Origin of the sequence: Peribacillus deserti, assembly GCF_002863585.1 — a bacterium.
Classification (GTDB): domain Bacteria; phylum Bacillota; class Bacilli; order Bacillales; family DSM-1321; genus Paraperibacillus; species Paraperibacillus deserti_A.
On record NZ_PGUY01000022.1, the window covers coordinates 43,161 to 57,672 of the forward strand.

At 42.1% G+C, this 14,512-nt stretch carries 11 protein-coding genes, 2 pseudogenes and 1 riboswitch; of the genes and pseudogenes, 4 read left to right on the forward strand and 9 right to left on the reverse strand.

Going from position 1 to position 14,512, the window contains the following annotated elements:
• Positions 1–2: 2 nt before the first annotated feature.
• Genes CUU66_RS07960 through argC form a run of 4 tightly spaced genes read right to left on the reverse strand, consistent with a single transcriptional unit; the run spans position 3 to position 4,235 of the window.
• Positions 3–1,157 (reverse strand): acetylornithine transaminase, encoded by a 1,155-nt coding sequence (locus tag CUU66_RS07960; protein WP_101641150.1) that lies wholly within the window; start codon positions 1,155–1,157, stop codon positions 3–5.
• Positions 1,154–1,939: an acetylglutamate kinase gene (argB, locus tag CUU66_RS07965; protein WP_101641151.1), complete on the reverse strand. Its 786-nt coding sequence runs from the start codon at positions 1,937–1,939 to the stop codon at positions 1,154–1,156. Before argB ends, CUU66_RS07960 begins: the two co-directional genes overlap by 4 nt.
• Positions 1,940–1,953: 14 nt before the next feature.
• Positions 1,954–3,186: a bifunctional ornithine acetyltransferase/N-acetylglutamate synthase gene (gene argJ, locus CUU66_RS07970; RefSeq protein WP_101641152.1), complete on the reverse strand. Its 1,233-nt coding sequence runs from the start codon at positions 3,184–3,186 to the stop codon at positions 1,954–1,956.
• Between the two features lie 14 nt (positions 3,187–3,200).
• A complete protein-coding gene (gene argC / locus CUU66_RS07975; protein ID WP_101641153.1) occupies positions 3,201–4,235 on the reverse strand; it encodes an N-acetyl-gamma-glutamyl-phosphate reductase in 1,035 nt (344 codons plus the stop codon).
• Between the two features lie 607 nt (positions 4,236–4,842).
• On the opposite strand from argC, the pseudogene CUU66_RS25360 reads away from it, so the two are divergent.
• From CUU66_RS25360 to CUU66_RS07990, 4 genes and pseudogenes are all read left to right on the forward strand, one after another.
• A pseudogene (locus CUU66_RS25360) lies at positions 4,843–5,506 on the forward strand (GntP family permease); the annotation flags it as partial.
• A 71-nt stretch (positions 5,507–5,577) separates the two neighbouring features.
• Positions 5,578–6,285, forward strand: a pseudogene (locus tag CUU66_RS25365) (GntP family permease); the annotation flags it as partial.
• A gap of 144 nt (positions 6,286–6,429) precedes the next feature.
• A complete protein-coding gene (locus tag CUU66_RS07985; RefSeq protein WP_101641155.1) occupies positions 6,430–7,215 on the forward strand; it encodes a 3-hydroxybutyrate dehydrogenase in 786 nt (261 codons plus the stop codon).
• 96 nt (positions 7,216–7,311) lie between these two features.
• Positions 7,312–8,724: a sigma-54 interaction domain-containing protein gene (locus CUU66_RS07990; protein ID WP_101641156.1), complete on the forward strand. Its 1,413-nt coding sequence runs from the start codon at positions 7,312–7,314 to the stop codon at positions 8,722–8,724.
• A gap of 402 nt (positions 8,725–9,126) precedes the next feature.
• Here CUU66_RS07990 and CUU66_RS07995 read toward each other — a convergent pair whose 3' ends face one another.
• The 5 genes from CUU66_RS07995 to moaA form a co-directional block, all read right to left on the reverse strand.
• Complete coding sequence (locus CUU66_RS07995; protein WP_101641157.1) at positions 9,127–10,068, reverse strand: HD domain-containing phosphohydrolase; 942 nt, start codon at positions 10,066–10,068, stop codon at positions 9,127–9,129.
• Between the two features lie 18 nt (positions 10,069–10,086).
• Positions 10,087–10,776 carry a hypothetical protein gene (locus CUU66_RS08000; RefSeq protein ID WP_101641158.1) on the reverse strand — a complete coding sequence of 230 codons (690 nt, stop codon included), beginning with the start codon at positions 10,774–10,776 and terminating at the stop codon, positions 10,087–10,089.
• A 64-nt stretch (positions 10,777–10,840) separates the two neighbouring features.
• Positions 10,841–10,926, reverse strand: a riboswitch (cyclic di-GMP riboswitch).
• 606 nt (positions 10,927–11,532) lie between these two features.
• On the reverse strand, positions 11,533–11,988 hold the full coding sequence (mobB, locus tag CUU66_RS08005) for a molybdopterin-guanine dinucleotide biosynthesis protein B (RefSeq protein WP_101641159.1): 456 nt from the start codon (positions 11,986–11,988) through the stop codon (positions 11,533–11,535).
• Positions 11,985–13,259, reverse strand: a complete 1,275-nt coding sequence (locus tag CUU66_RS08010; RefSeq protein WP_101641160.1) for a molybdopterin molybdotransferase MoeA — start codon at positions 13,257–13,259, stop codon at positions 11,985–11,987. Before CUU66_RS08010 ends, mobB begins: the two co-directional genes overlap by 4 nt.
• A gap of 27 nt (positions 13,260–13,286) precedes the next feature.
• Positions 13,287–14,306, reverse strand: a complete 1,020-nt coding sequence (gene moaA, locus CUU66_RS08015; RefSeq protein ID WP_101641161.1) for a GTP 3',8-cyclase MoaA — start codon at positions 14,304–14,306, stop codon at positions 13,287–13,289.
• Between the last annotated feature and the right edge of the window lie 206 nt (positions 14,307–14,512).

The following is a 14,512-nucleotide window of genomic DNA, read 5'->3' on the forward strand; positions in this document are numbered from 1 at the left end:
TTCTATACTGCCTGTGTCTTTTTTGATAAAGCTTGAGCTATAAGTGAGATGGCTTTATTTATTTCTTCTTCAGTCACTGTCAGCGGCGGGAGCAGCCTCAATACATTCGGGCCGGCAGGCAGGGTTAATAATCCCTGCTCTTGCAGCACTTTTAAATATGGTGCCGCATCCTCTTTCAGCTCTATGCCGATCATAAGCCCTATTCCTCTGATTTCTTCTGCCACTGATGAGTCCGTTAATACTTCCTGCAATCCTGCATGAAGCAGTTTTCCTTTTTCTTCAACGCTTTGAATAAATCCTTCTCTAGCAAGCTCTTTCAGCACTGCTTTTGCAGACGCTAACGAGATAGGGTTGCCGCCAAAAGTTGAACCATGGCTGCCCGGCCCAAAAAACTCGGCTAATTCTTCGGTCCCAAGCATTGCACCTACCGGAAGTCCATTTCCTAGCCCTTTCGCCAGGGTAATGATATCCGGTTTAATAGCAAAGTGCTGGAAGGCGAAAGGCTTTCCTGTCCGGCCAATCCCAGTCTGAACTTCGTCTATAATAAGCAGAGCTCCTGTCCTGCTCCGCACTTCTTCTAACTTTTTAATAAACTCAGGATTTACGGGGTGGACCCCACCTTCGCCCTGTACAATCTCCAGCATAATGGCTGCTGTATCCTCGTCAGCTGCCTTTTCCAAATCTTGAATACTATTGAACTCAATATATTCGAAGGGTTCCAGCATCTGTCCAAAGCCCGTCCGGACCTTTTCCTGTCCTGTAGCAGCCATTGTGGCAAACGTCCGGCCATGAAACGACTGATAGCAGGTGATTATTTTCGATTTACCAGTAGCTTTCCTGGCCAACTTAATGGCAGCTTCATTTGCTTCGGCACCGCTATTGGAGAAGAACACCCGGTCTAGTCCTGAAAGGTCTGCTATCATGGCTGCTGTTTCTTCTTGCACAGGCAGCGAAAATAAATTTGATGTATGCCAGAACTTATCTAATTGTTCTTTCACTGACTCTGTTATGGCTGGGTGGCAATGCCCGAAATTAAGCACGCCAATTCCTGAGGTGAAATCTAAATATACTTTACCTGACTGATCCGTTAAATAGGACCCTTTCCCCTGAATCGGTTCTATATTCCAGCGTGCGTAGGTTTGAAACAAATGGCTCATTTTGCTGCTCCCTTCATATATATTTCCTGTTCGGTAAATGCTGTTCCAATAAATGAATCCTGTTCATAGAATTTATTTTTTCCGCTTGCAATCATGACACGGTTGGCCCCCTGGCTTAAAACGGTTAGCGCCGTTTCTACCTTCGGCTTCATTCCTCCATATACGGTTCCTTCCTCAATTAGCTTCAAGGCTTCCTGTACCGTAAGCTCTTTTAGCAGTTTCCCATCTTTTAAAACACCGTCTACATCGGTAATAAACACACACATCTCAGCATTTAATGCGTTTGCAACAGCCCCTGCGGCCATATCCGCATTTACGTTTAGTTTCTGACCATCAGGACCGGAAGCAATCGGTGTAATAACAGGTGTGCAGCCTATTTCTAGAACCGATTCCAGCAGGTTTTTGTTTACGGATATGACCTTGCCCACCTGCCCAAGCGATTCCCTGTCTACAAAATCAGCTTGAAGGATCGAGCAGTCTGAACCATTTAACCCCAGTGCTTTAAGCCCCCGTGTCTCTAATAGATTCACAAATGTTCGGTTTGTTTTTCCCGACAGCACCAATTCCACTATATGCATAACCTCGTGGGTTGTTTTCCTTAAGCCATCTTTAAATTCAGGCTCAATGTTATATAAGTCCAGTGTTTCATTAATATCCGGCCCGCCCCCATGGACAAATACAGGATAAAAGCCGCTCTCTTTCAGGCTTTGGATACTTATATAAAAGTCTTCTGACAGGCTGTTTAGAATGCTTCCGCCGCACTTAATCACAATAACTTTCATTCGTACACCTCCGCCTAAGATCTGTAGCTTCCATTAATTTTAACGTAATCATATGTTAAATCGCAGCCCCACGCCGTCCCAGCCCCTGATCCTTCATTAAGCAGGACATGAATGGCAATGGAGTCCTGTTTAAGATATTCTGTTACAGTTTCTTCGCTGAACGCTGCGGGCTCACTAGACTTTAGCACGACGGTTTCTCCAAAACTGACTGTTACATCTTCGGGATTAAATGATATTCCGCTTCTGCCCATTGCTGCTACCACACGGCCCCAGTTTCCATCCGCCCCAAAAACAGCCGTCTTGACTAAATTACTTCCTACAATTGTCTTGGCTGCCATTTGTGCATCTTCTTCCGTCCTGCACCCGGAAACATTCACTTCAATCAGCTTTGTTGCACCTTCTCCATCTTTAGCGATCTGTTTTGCCAGATCCTCGGATGTCAATGTTAGGAGTTCAATGAATTTCGACCACTCAGGATGATTTTCATCCAGCTGCTTGTTCCCTGCTGTTCCATTTGCCATTACGATCACCATGTCATTGGTTGATGTATCCCCATCTACCGTAATTTGGTTAAAGGTACGGTTTGTTATCTGCAATAAAGCATCTTGCAGGGATTCTGAGCTAATCAGGGCATCAGTTGTAACAAAGCCAAGCATGGTAGCCATATTCGGGTGAATCATCCCAGAGCCCTTAGCAGCCCCGCCTGCGGTTACTTTCACTCCATCGATATAAGTAAAATATGCGGTATTTTTATTAATGGTATCTGTTGTTAATATGGCCGTTTCAAAATCAGCGGCTCCGCTATTTTCTGCTGTTGGATTCAATCCGGCTATCCCGCGCTTGATCTTTTGCATATCCAGGAATTCTCCGATAACGCCAGTGGAAGCTACTGCAACAAAATGTTCCGGAATAGCAAAAGCCTTTGCCGTACAGCTCCGCATTTCATATGCATCCTCTAAACCCCGGCTTCCTGTACAGGCATTCGCACATGCGCTGTTTACGACGATCGCCTGCAGCTTCTTTTCTATTGAAATACTATCCTTTGTAACTTGTAAAGGAGCCGCATTGAATACATTTTTTGTATAAACGGCTGCACATGAAGCAGGAACCTCAGAAACAATGATTCCCAGATCTTTTTTTGCATATCTAAGACCTGCATGCACACCTCCTGCTTTGTATCCTCGAGGGGATAGGATAGTTCCATTGCTTATTTTCTGCAGTTCGCTTTTCTCTTTAATAATCTCCATGACTTCCTCCTGATTTATGGGAATAGCGGCAGATACTGAAGCCCGTCAGTTTCATTAAAGCCAAACATCAGATTTGCATTTTGGACAGCCTGGCCCGCCGCTCCTTTCATTAAGTTATCAATTACTGATACGATCGTGATTCGGTTTGTACGATCATCGTATGCCACTCCTATATCACAATAATTAGAACCGTATACATGCTTCGTACTTGGGAATGATCCAGGCGGATGAAGCCGAACAAATGGTTTGTCCTCGTAAGCACTCTTGAATAAATCCCATATTTCCTGGAAACTTGTACCCCGGTCAACCTTCACATACATCGTAGCCATTATTCCTCTAGTCATAGGAACTAAATGGGCAGAAAAGCTTATGTTCGGTGTATGCTGGTTCCAGGCTTTGATCTGTTGTTCAATTTCCGGTGTATGCTGGTGTTCAAGAACTTTATAGATTTTTAGATTCTCATTTACTTCACTAAAATGAGATGCAGCCGAAAGGGACCTTCCAGCTCCTGATACGCCTGTCTTGGCATCTATGATTATATCTTCAATGGCAGAAAAATTTTGGATCAAGGGAGCCAGCCCTAATAATGTTGCTGTCGGAAAGCACCCAGGATTTGCAATCATGTCTGCCTGTAAGATGTTTTCTTTATTCCATTCAGATAATCCGTAGACTGCACGGCCGATCACCTCTTCATCAGCGGCTTCCTTCTTATACCACTTTTGATATTCGTCCCTGTCTTTTATTCTTAAATCCCCAGATAGGTCTATTATTTTTATATTCAAGTCTTTAAAAAATGGGGTAAGTCCTTTTGAAATCCCGTTTGGCGTTGCAAGAAAAACCAGATCCGAGGTTTTTGCCATCTGTTCAGGATTAATTTCAAGAAGAATATCATCCACTTCATGCATAAAATGTGGATATTCATTCGAAATTGCCTGACCCGTTTTTGAGGATGAATGCACACTCGCTAATGTAAGGTGCGAATGATTATTAATAATCCTGATTAGTTCTGCACCGCCATATCCTGTCGCTCCTACGATAGAAACCTTCAACTATAATCATCTCCAAGATTGGTAAAATAGTTTCCGTATATTTATTTATACATTATATGATTGAATAAAAATAAATGCAAATGCATTATTATGTATTTTTAAATTCTTCGAATGGTATTTCTGTTAAAAAGCTCCCAGTTGATGGCAGCTCGATACTAACTTTCTCTAAAAGGCGGTGCGGAAGCCTCCCGGCACGCCTCAAAGGTTTTCGTAATTTATATCCCCTGCTGGAGTCCCCCGTATCCGTCCAATCAACACAGGGTCCAAATCAACAAGTAACTAGAATATGGTCCTAATTAATAGATAAAAAGCTTCCAACTTCCGTAATTCCGGAATTTTCCGATATTCCGGTAAATAAACGTAATGGTTATTCCTTATTTCCGGAAAATCCATTTGTAAATGTTACAATTTTCCGACTTTTATTCATATAATCCTCCTTTTTTATTTTGGCACGGAATTTGCATTATAACGTTTAAGAGTTACCCAATTTTTTAAAAATTGAAACTTTTCGGAGGTGTGAATCTGGAAAAAGTGAAGTTGACAAAAAGGCGTCTGCTTTTAATTGTAAACGCTTACTGATTACTTATTGATAAAAGGGAGGATATCTATGGAGTTTGTAATCATACTGTTATCGCTTGGGCTGCTGATGTTTGTTGCATACAGAGGATTTTCCGTTATTCTTTTTGCTCCAATCTGCGCACTATTTGCTGTACTCTTAACTGAGCCCAGCCATGTACTGCCCTTTTTCTCTAATATCTTTATGGAGAAGATGGTTGGCTTTATAAAATCTTATTTCCCTGTTTTCCTGCTTGGAGCGATTTTTGGAAAAGTTGTAGAAATGTCTGGTATAGCTGAATCTATTGCTAAAACAATTGCAAAATTAGTTGGTGCAAAACGAGCTATTCTTGCTATTGTTTTGTTGGGAGCAATCCTGACTTACAGTGGTGTGAGCTTATTTGTAGTAGTATTTGCGGTATATCCATTTGCCGCCAACCTTTTTAGAGAGGCAAACATTCCAAAACGGTTAATTCCTGGGACAATTGCTCTTGGTGCCTTTACATTTACCATGGATGCTCTTCCAGGAACGCCGCAGATTCAAAACGTTATCCCGACAACATTTTTTAAAACTGACATTTATGCTGCCCCGATCCTGGGTATTGTTGGTGGAGCCTTCATTTTAATTGTCGGGATGTTGTACCTTGAGCATCAGCGTAAAAAAGCTGCTGCCGCTGGAGAAGGTTACACAGGGTTCGATTCGGAATTGGCTGCCGGGGAAGCGGGTACAGCCGCTAATCTCCAGCCTGAACATGAAAAGATTCCGGTTGGAACTGCATCTCCTCTTAGACAGATACTTGCTTTTGTACCGCTTATTCTTGTAGGTGTAATGAATAAAATATTCACCATCTATCTTCCCAAATGGTATCCTGACGGCTTTGACTTTTCTGCTATAGGGTTAGAAGCATTCGGCAAGCTGGATACATCTGCGGTGGTTGCCATCTGGTCTGTTGAAATGGCTCTTGCAATCGGTATTATAGCGTCTATTCTTTTTGATTGGAAAAAGGTCACAACAAATTTCCAGGCCGGCTTAAATTTGAGCATAGCGGGAGCACTGCTTGCAGTGATGAATACAGCATCTGAATATGGATTCGGGGGAGTCATCTCTTCCCTGCCAGGATTTACAGCAGTAAGCAAGGGAATATCCGAAACCTTTACGAACCCGCTAGTTAACGGGGCCATTACTACAACTACACTTGCTGGGGTAACTGGATCCGCATCCGGAGGCATGGGGATAGCGCTTGCTGCAATGTCAGACAAATACCTGGCTGCCATCCAGGAATTTAATATCCCGCCGGAAGTTATGCACAGAGTCATTTCCATGGCATCCGGCGGGATGGATACGCTTCCGCATAACGGAGCAGTCATAACCCTGCTGGCTGTAACAGGACTTACACATAGACAGTCTTACAAAGATATCTTCGCTATTACGATATTGAAGACATTAACAGTATTCTTAATTATCGGGTTGTACAGCCTGACTGGCATTAAGTAATATATTTAGAAAAACGGGGCAGGTCATCAGGCGGCATCGCATGGAAAGTATGCAGCTTATACGGTCCCATTTACTATAAGAGCAGAACCCTTCCTTGTAATCGGGTTCTGCTTATTAACTAAACAGCGTAGGAGGCAAATGATAATGAAATACTTATTAGAAAATAAAATCGCCTTAATTACTGGGGCAGGAAGCGGTATTGGACTGCAGATTGCAAAGGCATTCGCAGCTGAAGGAGCAAAGGTCATCTTATCAGATCTAAATGAAGCCGCAAGTAAGGAAGCAGCTTCCCAGTTAACTGCTGAGGGATTTGAAGCAATCGGACTAGCGTGTGATGTAACCAGTGAGGAAGCTATGGAAAATTGTATAAAAGAGACTGTAAACCAATTTGGAAGGCTTGATATTTTAGTCAATAATGCTGGACTTCAATATGTTTCCCCAATTGAAGACTTCCCTACTGAAAAATTCGAACTGCTTATCAAGGTTATGCTGACAGCTCCATTCATGGCTATAAAACATGCCTTTCCAATTATGAAAAAGCAAGGATCAGGCAGAATCATTAACATGGCTTCAATAAATGGACTGATAGGTTTTGCAGGGAAAGCAGCTTATAATAGCGCAAAACACGGTCTTATAGGACTTACAAAGGTATCTGCTTTAGAGGGAGCAGCCGATGGCATTACGGTGAATGCCCTCTGCCCAGGATACGTCGATACTCCGCTTGTCCGGAACCAGTTAAAGGATCTCGCGGCTACTAGAAATGTTCCTCTTGAAAAGGTGATTGAAGAAGTTCTTTATCCTTTGGTCCCACAAAAGAGACTGTTGGACGTGTCCGAGATTGCTGACTATGCCATATTCCTGGCAAGCGACAAGGCAAAGGGCGTCACAGGCCAGGCCTGTGTCCTGGACGGCGGTTATACGGTTCAATAATACTGTTATTAGAATTTTTAGATTTCAGAGTGGTCAGGCCATCTTCTTTATTAGTATAATTAATCATTATGATATTTAGATAGGTGGCCTTCTTATATGAAAGCGCAGGGAATTGATATTCTTCCGGTGGAATGGATTAAAGAAGTCATTAATAATGTGGCTGAACGATTAGTGGTTGTAGATCGCAACGGGATCATTCGATATATGGATTCGGCTTATTGTGACTTCCTGGATATAACCCCAATGGACGCCATAGGCAAACATGTAGATCAGGTTATCGAAAATACCCGCATGCATATCGTTGCTAATACCGGCATTCCGGAATTATCGTCTGTGCAGCCAATAAAAGGCAGTGAGATGGTAGCAAACCGATATCCGCTATACGTGAATAATGAACTGGTTGGTGCGGCTGGAACCGTCATTTTCCGCAACCCTCAGGAGTGGCTGGATTACTCGGGCAGAATCCAGCCGCTCCTAGAGGAACTTCAGTATTATAAACGAAAGTTCGAAAAGGAACATAAAAGTAAATACAGATTCAGTGATCTTGTCGGCAGCAATCCCCGGTTTATGGAGGCCAAACAACTGGCTGAAAGAGGATCATACAGTCAGTCATCCATTTTAATAATTGGGGAGTCCGGAACAGGGAAGGAGCTGTTTGCCCACAGTATCCACCAGAACAGCACTCGTTCGCATTATCCCTTCATTCGCGTCAATTGTGCCTCCATTCCTGAAAACTTGCTGGAATCGGAGCTGTTTGGATATGAGGAAGGTGCTTTTACAGGAGCAAAAAGAGGCGGCAAAAAGGGGAAATTTGAACTCGGGCATATGGGAACTGTTTTTTTGGATGAAATCGGAGATATGCCTCTCCTCATGCAGAGCAAGCTGCTCCGAGTCCTTCAGGAAAAGGAAATCGAAAGAATTGGCGGGCAGAGCCCTAAGTCGGTAGACGTCCGTATTATTGCTGCAACACATAGAAATCTTGAAGAGATGGTTATGGAAGGAAAGTTCCGGCAGGATTTATACTACCGCCTCAATGTACTGAAGGTCGAAATCCCGGCATTACGGGACAGAAGAGAAGATCTTCTGCCAATTGCCTATCTTCTTTTGAAAAAGCTGGAGAAAAAATTCAACAGACAGGGCATCTATTTATCGAATGCAGTAGAATTGACCCTTGAATCACATTCCTGGCCGGGAAATATCCGCGAACTGGAAAATGTATTGGAGAGGGCCATTAACGTATTAGACGGCCGGGAAATCACCATGGAACATCTCCCTTTATACCTGCGCGACCAGGAAGATTCGGCAGGCGGCAGCTTTCCTTCGCTATCTGCCAAGACCAACCAGGAGGAGCCGATCCAGCCTCTTAAGGATACAATGGCTGCTGTCGAAAAAGCAGCACTGGAAAGAGCGATTAATCTGGCTGAAGGAAATAAACAAAAAGCTGCTAAGATGCTTGGGATCAGCAAAACGAGCTTTTATGATAAGTGCAAACTTCATAACTTGCCCTAGCAGCTCTAACAAAAGCGCTGGCGCCCTTTGTTTTTAAACGATCTTCCACACAAAAAAATGCAGTGAGAAATGAACCCAGCAATAATAGAAATAAGAATAAGGTCCAAGGAGTCAGGTAAGGGATTCTACTTGCGGGTTGATAAAGCTAAAATAAGAAGTTTGCGAGTTTTTTTAGTCTGGAAATTTCCCCTTGACCTCACCAAATAGAATAGAGCCATAAATAAAAGCGAGAAGAAATGAATCTTCTCGCTTTTATTTGCCACTATTAAACTGTATATCCACAATCAATTACAACTGCAAACCTGTAACACTCTTCGCTATATCACTGGCCTAGAATAGAGTCTAATCAGCAATTTCAACAACTTCCCATTTTTCCATGGACCAGTGGAGATCCAGTCCCAGTTAAATCTGGGCTTGTTTCTGTTCCATTTTTTCAGAAAGCCTGCCATCCTGAATTAATACTTTTTCAAATGCATCTACTATATTAGCTTCATAATGCCGGTTCTTTAGGCTTTTTATTTCATTTATTGCTATTTCAGGGTCCATTCCCTTTCTATAGACGCGGTCAGACACCATAGCGTCGAAAGTGTCGGCGATTCCAATGATTTGTGCTTCAAGTGAAATCTCGCCACCCATCAGGCCACTTGGATAACCAGATCCATCAAGCCTTTCATGATGTTGTAAAATGATTTCTCCTATATGTGAATAATAAGTAGATTTAACCATTTGGCAGCCGTCAGCCGAATGCTTCTTCAAAATCTCGAATTCTTCTGGTGTAAGTTTTCCTGGCTTGTTCAGGATATCTTCAGGTATATGGATTTTTCCGACATCATGGTAGACAGATGCAAAATAAAGGTTTTCCAGTATATCCTTAGACAGCTGGAGCTCTTTGGCTATTCTCAAAGAATATGCCTGTACTCTAACACTGTGACTATACGTATAATGATCCTTCTCTTCAATCTGTTTAAGGACTTTAGTTAATTCCCCGACGCTTGCACTAACATAATGAAATGCAGGTTGAGTAGTGAACCAAAGCAGCTGCATATCTGTTTGTGCAAGAAAATAAGCCGGTTCCTTTAAATTATGGATATAGAAGTGTTCACCCGGCCGAAGAGAAATGCTTCTCTCTTTCGTTTCATATACACAAGTTCCTTCTATAATATAAAAAAATTCAAGTGTATTGGAAACATCACCAGGATAAAGATAAAAGGATTTCCCCATTCGTATTGTCTGGTAAATAACTTCAGATCCATCCCCTTTTGCTAAAAGGCGAAATTCCGTGGAATCAGGATTATTTGCCTTTTCAATAAATGTATCCTTACTGCCCAGGTAGAGTCCTTCCATCGTTATCCTCCAGTAGTCTCAGCACCCAACTCTAATTGGATCTATCCAGACCCACCTTCCTCCTAATTTAACCAGAGTCCAGTAAGCTTCGCAATAGATTCCCTTTTCTGCTGCTTTTTTAATAGCATCGTTGGACATCTTTAAAGTAGTGTCATATAAGTCATTTATTAATTGATCAAGATCCTTAGTAAACTTGGCAGTTCTTTCTGTATACTTTTCTAATTTTTTATCAAGCATTTCTTCAAGTTTAGCAATCTTTTTATCAACTTTGTCTTTTTCTTTACCATCCACAGCCAAAAGCTCAGGCAATCTGGAATCAATCTCTGCTTGAATAGAAGCCAATTTATCTTCAATTTTAGAAGTTTCTGCTTCTACTTTGGCATTAATTTGCTCTATATCTACTTTTAATTCTTCAATTTTTTTGCTGTCATTGGTTTTACCAAGCTCGTTTTCTAATTTGTTCTTTTGGTCTTTTAGTTTAATTACTGTGTCGCCTTCTTCTATCTTCTGAATATCCTTTAGATACTGTGACTCCATTTCATCGGATTCAGATACAGCTTTAGTAATTTTTGCTTCAATATCCCTGTTGGTTTTTTCGATCATTTCCACCGTTTTTTCGTAGTCTTCGTTTGTCGCCGCAAATGTGCTTGTGGCAAAGGTTGCAGTTAAAAGAGCAGAAATAGATATTGCTAATAGCTTCTTAAACATAACATTTCCTCCTGGTATTTTCCGTATGGCCATTCTTGGGGTTGAGACACGGACGGGGGAAGTGTTTAGCAGCTGGCTGGCATAGTTAGTTTACTTTAGCCCCTTTAGCTTTGCGTCCTTATCTTTTCAAATAGGTTGCCAATAGGATATAAGATTTATAACTATTATAATTATAATAGGACCATATTACCAGAAATATCGTTTGAAATTTCTAAAAATACACAAAACTTCTTATTTATCGACATCATCTTTTAAGAATTTTAGCAGGTTAATCTACACCCCTTTGACACGGTTTATATAATTTCTTTTAGTCACGATGTTTACGGAAAAACCGTGAAATTCTTTTATTAACAACTTCTTTTCCGAATCAAAAAATTTATCCATTTTTCAATTATCCATCGTTTATTTATTCTCTTACGCCTCATATTTTTATCACTGTGCGGAGACTTTCTTGGCATCCTTCTTTTATATGTAAAATTTGCAGTTATCCTAAATTCCTTGTTAAAACATGAGCTGGCAATCAATTAAACAGATGGAAGGTATAGTAAACTCTCTGCTTAGCAAACCTTGAACCGCAAAATCCTCGATTCACCACAGATAATGCTGGCGCTGATAAGTTTTATTACATACTTTCTTACTTTAGAACAAAGCCGCTCTTGGAAACATTCCAAAAGCGGCTTTCTTTTACTCCTGTTATTCATTGCTCACTTAGAATCAACTCACACAATTGCTGTGTAAGTAAAGAATCAAAAAGACTTATATACTTAATACCTTTTTTTGTATTAAACCCTCTTCTGCTTCCGGCCAGTACACGGCTGCTTTGACATTGAGAGTCTCATCAATCAGAGCTGCGTCTTCCTTATTCTTAAGCAGGACTGCCTTAGGATATTTTTCATATTTATATCCTTCAATTAATATGAGGTCCGGGTTAAAGAAAGACATGAACTGTATCTTCCGTTCCAAATCCCACTCTTTCACATTAGCAAGTAATTGAAGATCTCTCCGCCCTGCTGCAAGGGAAACAACAGCCCCTGCCTGAAGATATTTTTCGGAATCCTTTTGATTTTCTCTAACAGCTAGAGGTCCCCCGTGGCCATGATGCTTTATAACTGCAGACTCTACACCTTTATCTTTCAGGGCTTGGATCAGGGCGGTTAACAGAGTTGTCTTCCCGGAATTCTGGAATCCGCAAATTTGAAAAATCGCCGTCATACCCCCTTAAAGGCTCCTTTGCTGCCCTCATAATCCTCTAGCAGCAATACATCCACGATATCTCCCTTTTGATATCCGCGTGTACCTGATGGGAGAACAATAAGAGCATTTGCTCCCGCAAGGCTCATTACTACACTTGATTTATCGAGGCCGGATGGCTCGGCTCTCAATTTCCCCTGTTCAAATGATAAGTTGCCCCTGATCAGACGGGTAAAAGGATTAGCTTTCGGGAAATCAACATTCAGCCATGCTTCTTCTCTTCGCAGATGCGGCTTGTCCGAGAACAGCTTTGTCCGGATCACCGGCCGTACAAAAAGCTCGAAGCCAACATAACAAGCGGAGGGATTTCCGGAAAGTCCATAAAGAATTTTACGGTCTAGTTTTGCAACAGTCGTAACGCTTCCCGGCCTCATGGCCACCTTATTAAATAACACGTCCGCTTCAAGCCGCTTATAGATATCAGGCATAATATCGTAATCCCCAACGGAAACTCCGCCTGTGGTAATCAATATATCCACCTCGGTCAGCGCCTGCTTTATCGCAGAGTAGCATATGTCAATATCGTCTGGAAGCTGGCCATAATACTTTGCCTCTGCACCTGCCCTCTCAGCCTGGGCCTGAATCATATGTGCATTGCTATTCCTAATTTTACCCGGCACTAATTCTTCTGAGACCTCCAGCAGCTCGGTCCCGGTAGCAAACAGGCCGATCACCGGCTTTTTGGCTGTCTTTACCTGATGATATCCAAAGGTGGCAAGCACGGCTACCACCCCGGGGTTGATGATTGTACCTTTTTGGACAAGCAATTCCCCTTGTTTTGCATCTTCCCCTTTAAAAGAGACATTTTCACCACTGTGCTGTTTTCTTTTAATAGAGATATAGTCTTTATTATTTTTTTCGTATGTTTTAACTAGTTCCAGCATGATAACCGTATCTGCCCCATCCGGCATCTGGGCACCGGTCATGATGCGCGAAGCCTGAAAAGGACCTACCTTTTTCTCCGCAACCGTTCCTGCCGCCAGCTTTTCAATGACTTCAAATTCTATAGAGTTACCTGTTTCCGCAAGTCGGGTATCCTCAGCACGAATAGCAAATCCATCATACGGGGACCGGTTGAAATGTGGAACATCATGCTTAGCCTTAATATCTTCAGCCAAAAATCGGTTTAAACTATCCTTTAATGGAACGATTTCCGTTTCCTGATCGATTTTGATATCCATAATTTTTCCAACAGCTTCATGGATGGGTAAAGGTTTACGTTTTTCAAGCATGTTTAACTCTCCCGGAAATTAATATATTTAACCGCCAATATAAGACATTTCAATTTTGGGTTTCGTTTTTGTTTTCTGTTCATTTCTCTCATCTGAATATCTGTCATTCCGCTTATTCCAGATGGAGGTGATTTGATCCGTTATTTCCTTATCGGAAAGCCGAGAGCGCAGAGATTCCTTTAGATTAAAGCCTGCACTGCTGAACAGACACGTGTAGAACTGTCCGTTTGCTGACAGGCGTGCCCTTGTGCATGTGGAGCAGAATGATTCAGAAACAGATGTAATAAAACCGATCTCAGGTGCTTCATCACGATAACGGTACCGTTTAGCCACCTCTCCATAATAATCCGGATCTACCGGTTCTATCGAGTATCTTCTGCTGATCATTTCAATGATTTCTTTTTTTGAAATAACATGGTCCAGTTTCCACCCATTTGTATTGCCTACATCCATGAACTCGATAAAGCGCAGGATGAGATTTTCATTTTTGCAGTATTCTGCCATAGGCAGTATCTGGCTGTCATTCATTCCCTTTTTGACTACCATATTAATTTTGACTTCGAGGCCGCTCTTCTTCGCAGCTTGAATTCCCTGGAGAACCGGCTTTACACCTATGCTTCTGCCGGTTATTTCCTTAAATAAGTCATCATCGATACTATCAAGGCTTATATTTACACGCTGAAGGCCGGCATCCTTAAGCTCTTGTGCGTATCTTGGCAATAAAATTCCATTGGTAGTCAGCGCAATGTCTTTAATTCCATTTAAGTGAGAAAGCTGATTGATCAGCTTCGGCAGATTTTTCCGAAGAAGGGGTTCCCCTCCAGTCAGACGGATCTTCTCTACACCAAGCTCTGCGAATAGCCGGGCCGCTCTTTCTATTTCCTCGAAGCTTAACAGTTCTTCACTGGGGAGAAATTTATAGCTGTCACCAAAAATGTCAGCCGGCATGCAATACTGGCATCTAAGATTGCAGCGGTCGATTACTGAGATGCGTAAGTCCCTAAGCGGCCTTTGCAGGGCATCATTAATTTGTCTGATCTCTGACATAAATTCCCCTCCTCCCTTGTATTTTACCATTTTATTACGTTAGCTTAACGATTATAGCTGTTTCTGGGAAGCACGGTATTTTTCTTCAAAAAAGCATCCCGCGAAGACTCTTGCGGGATGCCTTTTTTGCACTCCTGATCATTGGCGTGATTTTGTTTTAGTCCTGCTGGAAGCTGAGGCCCTCGAGTCCTAAGCCAATGCCTTTC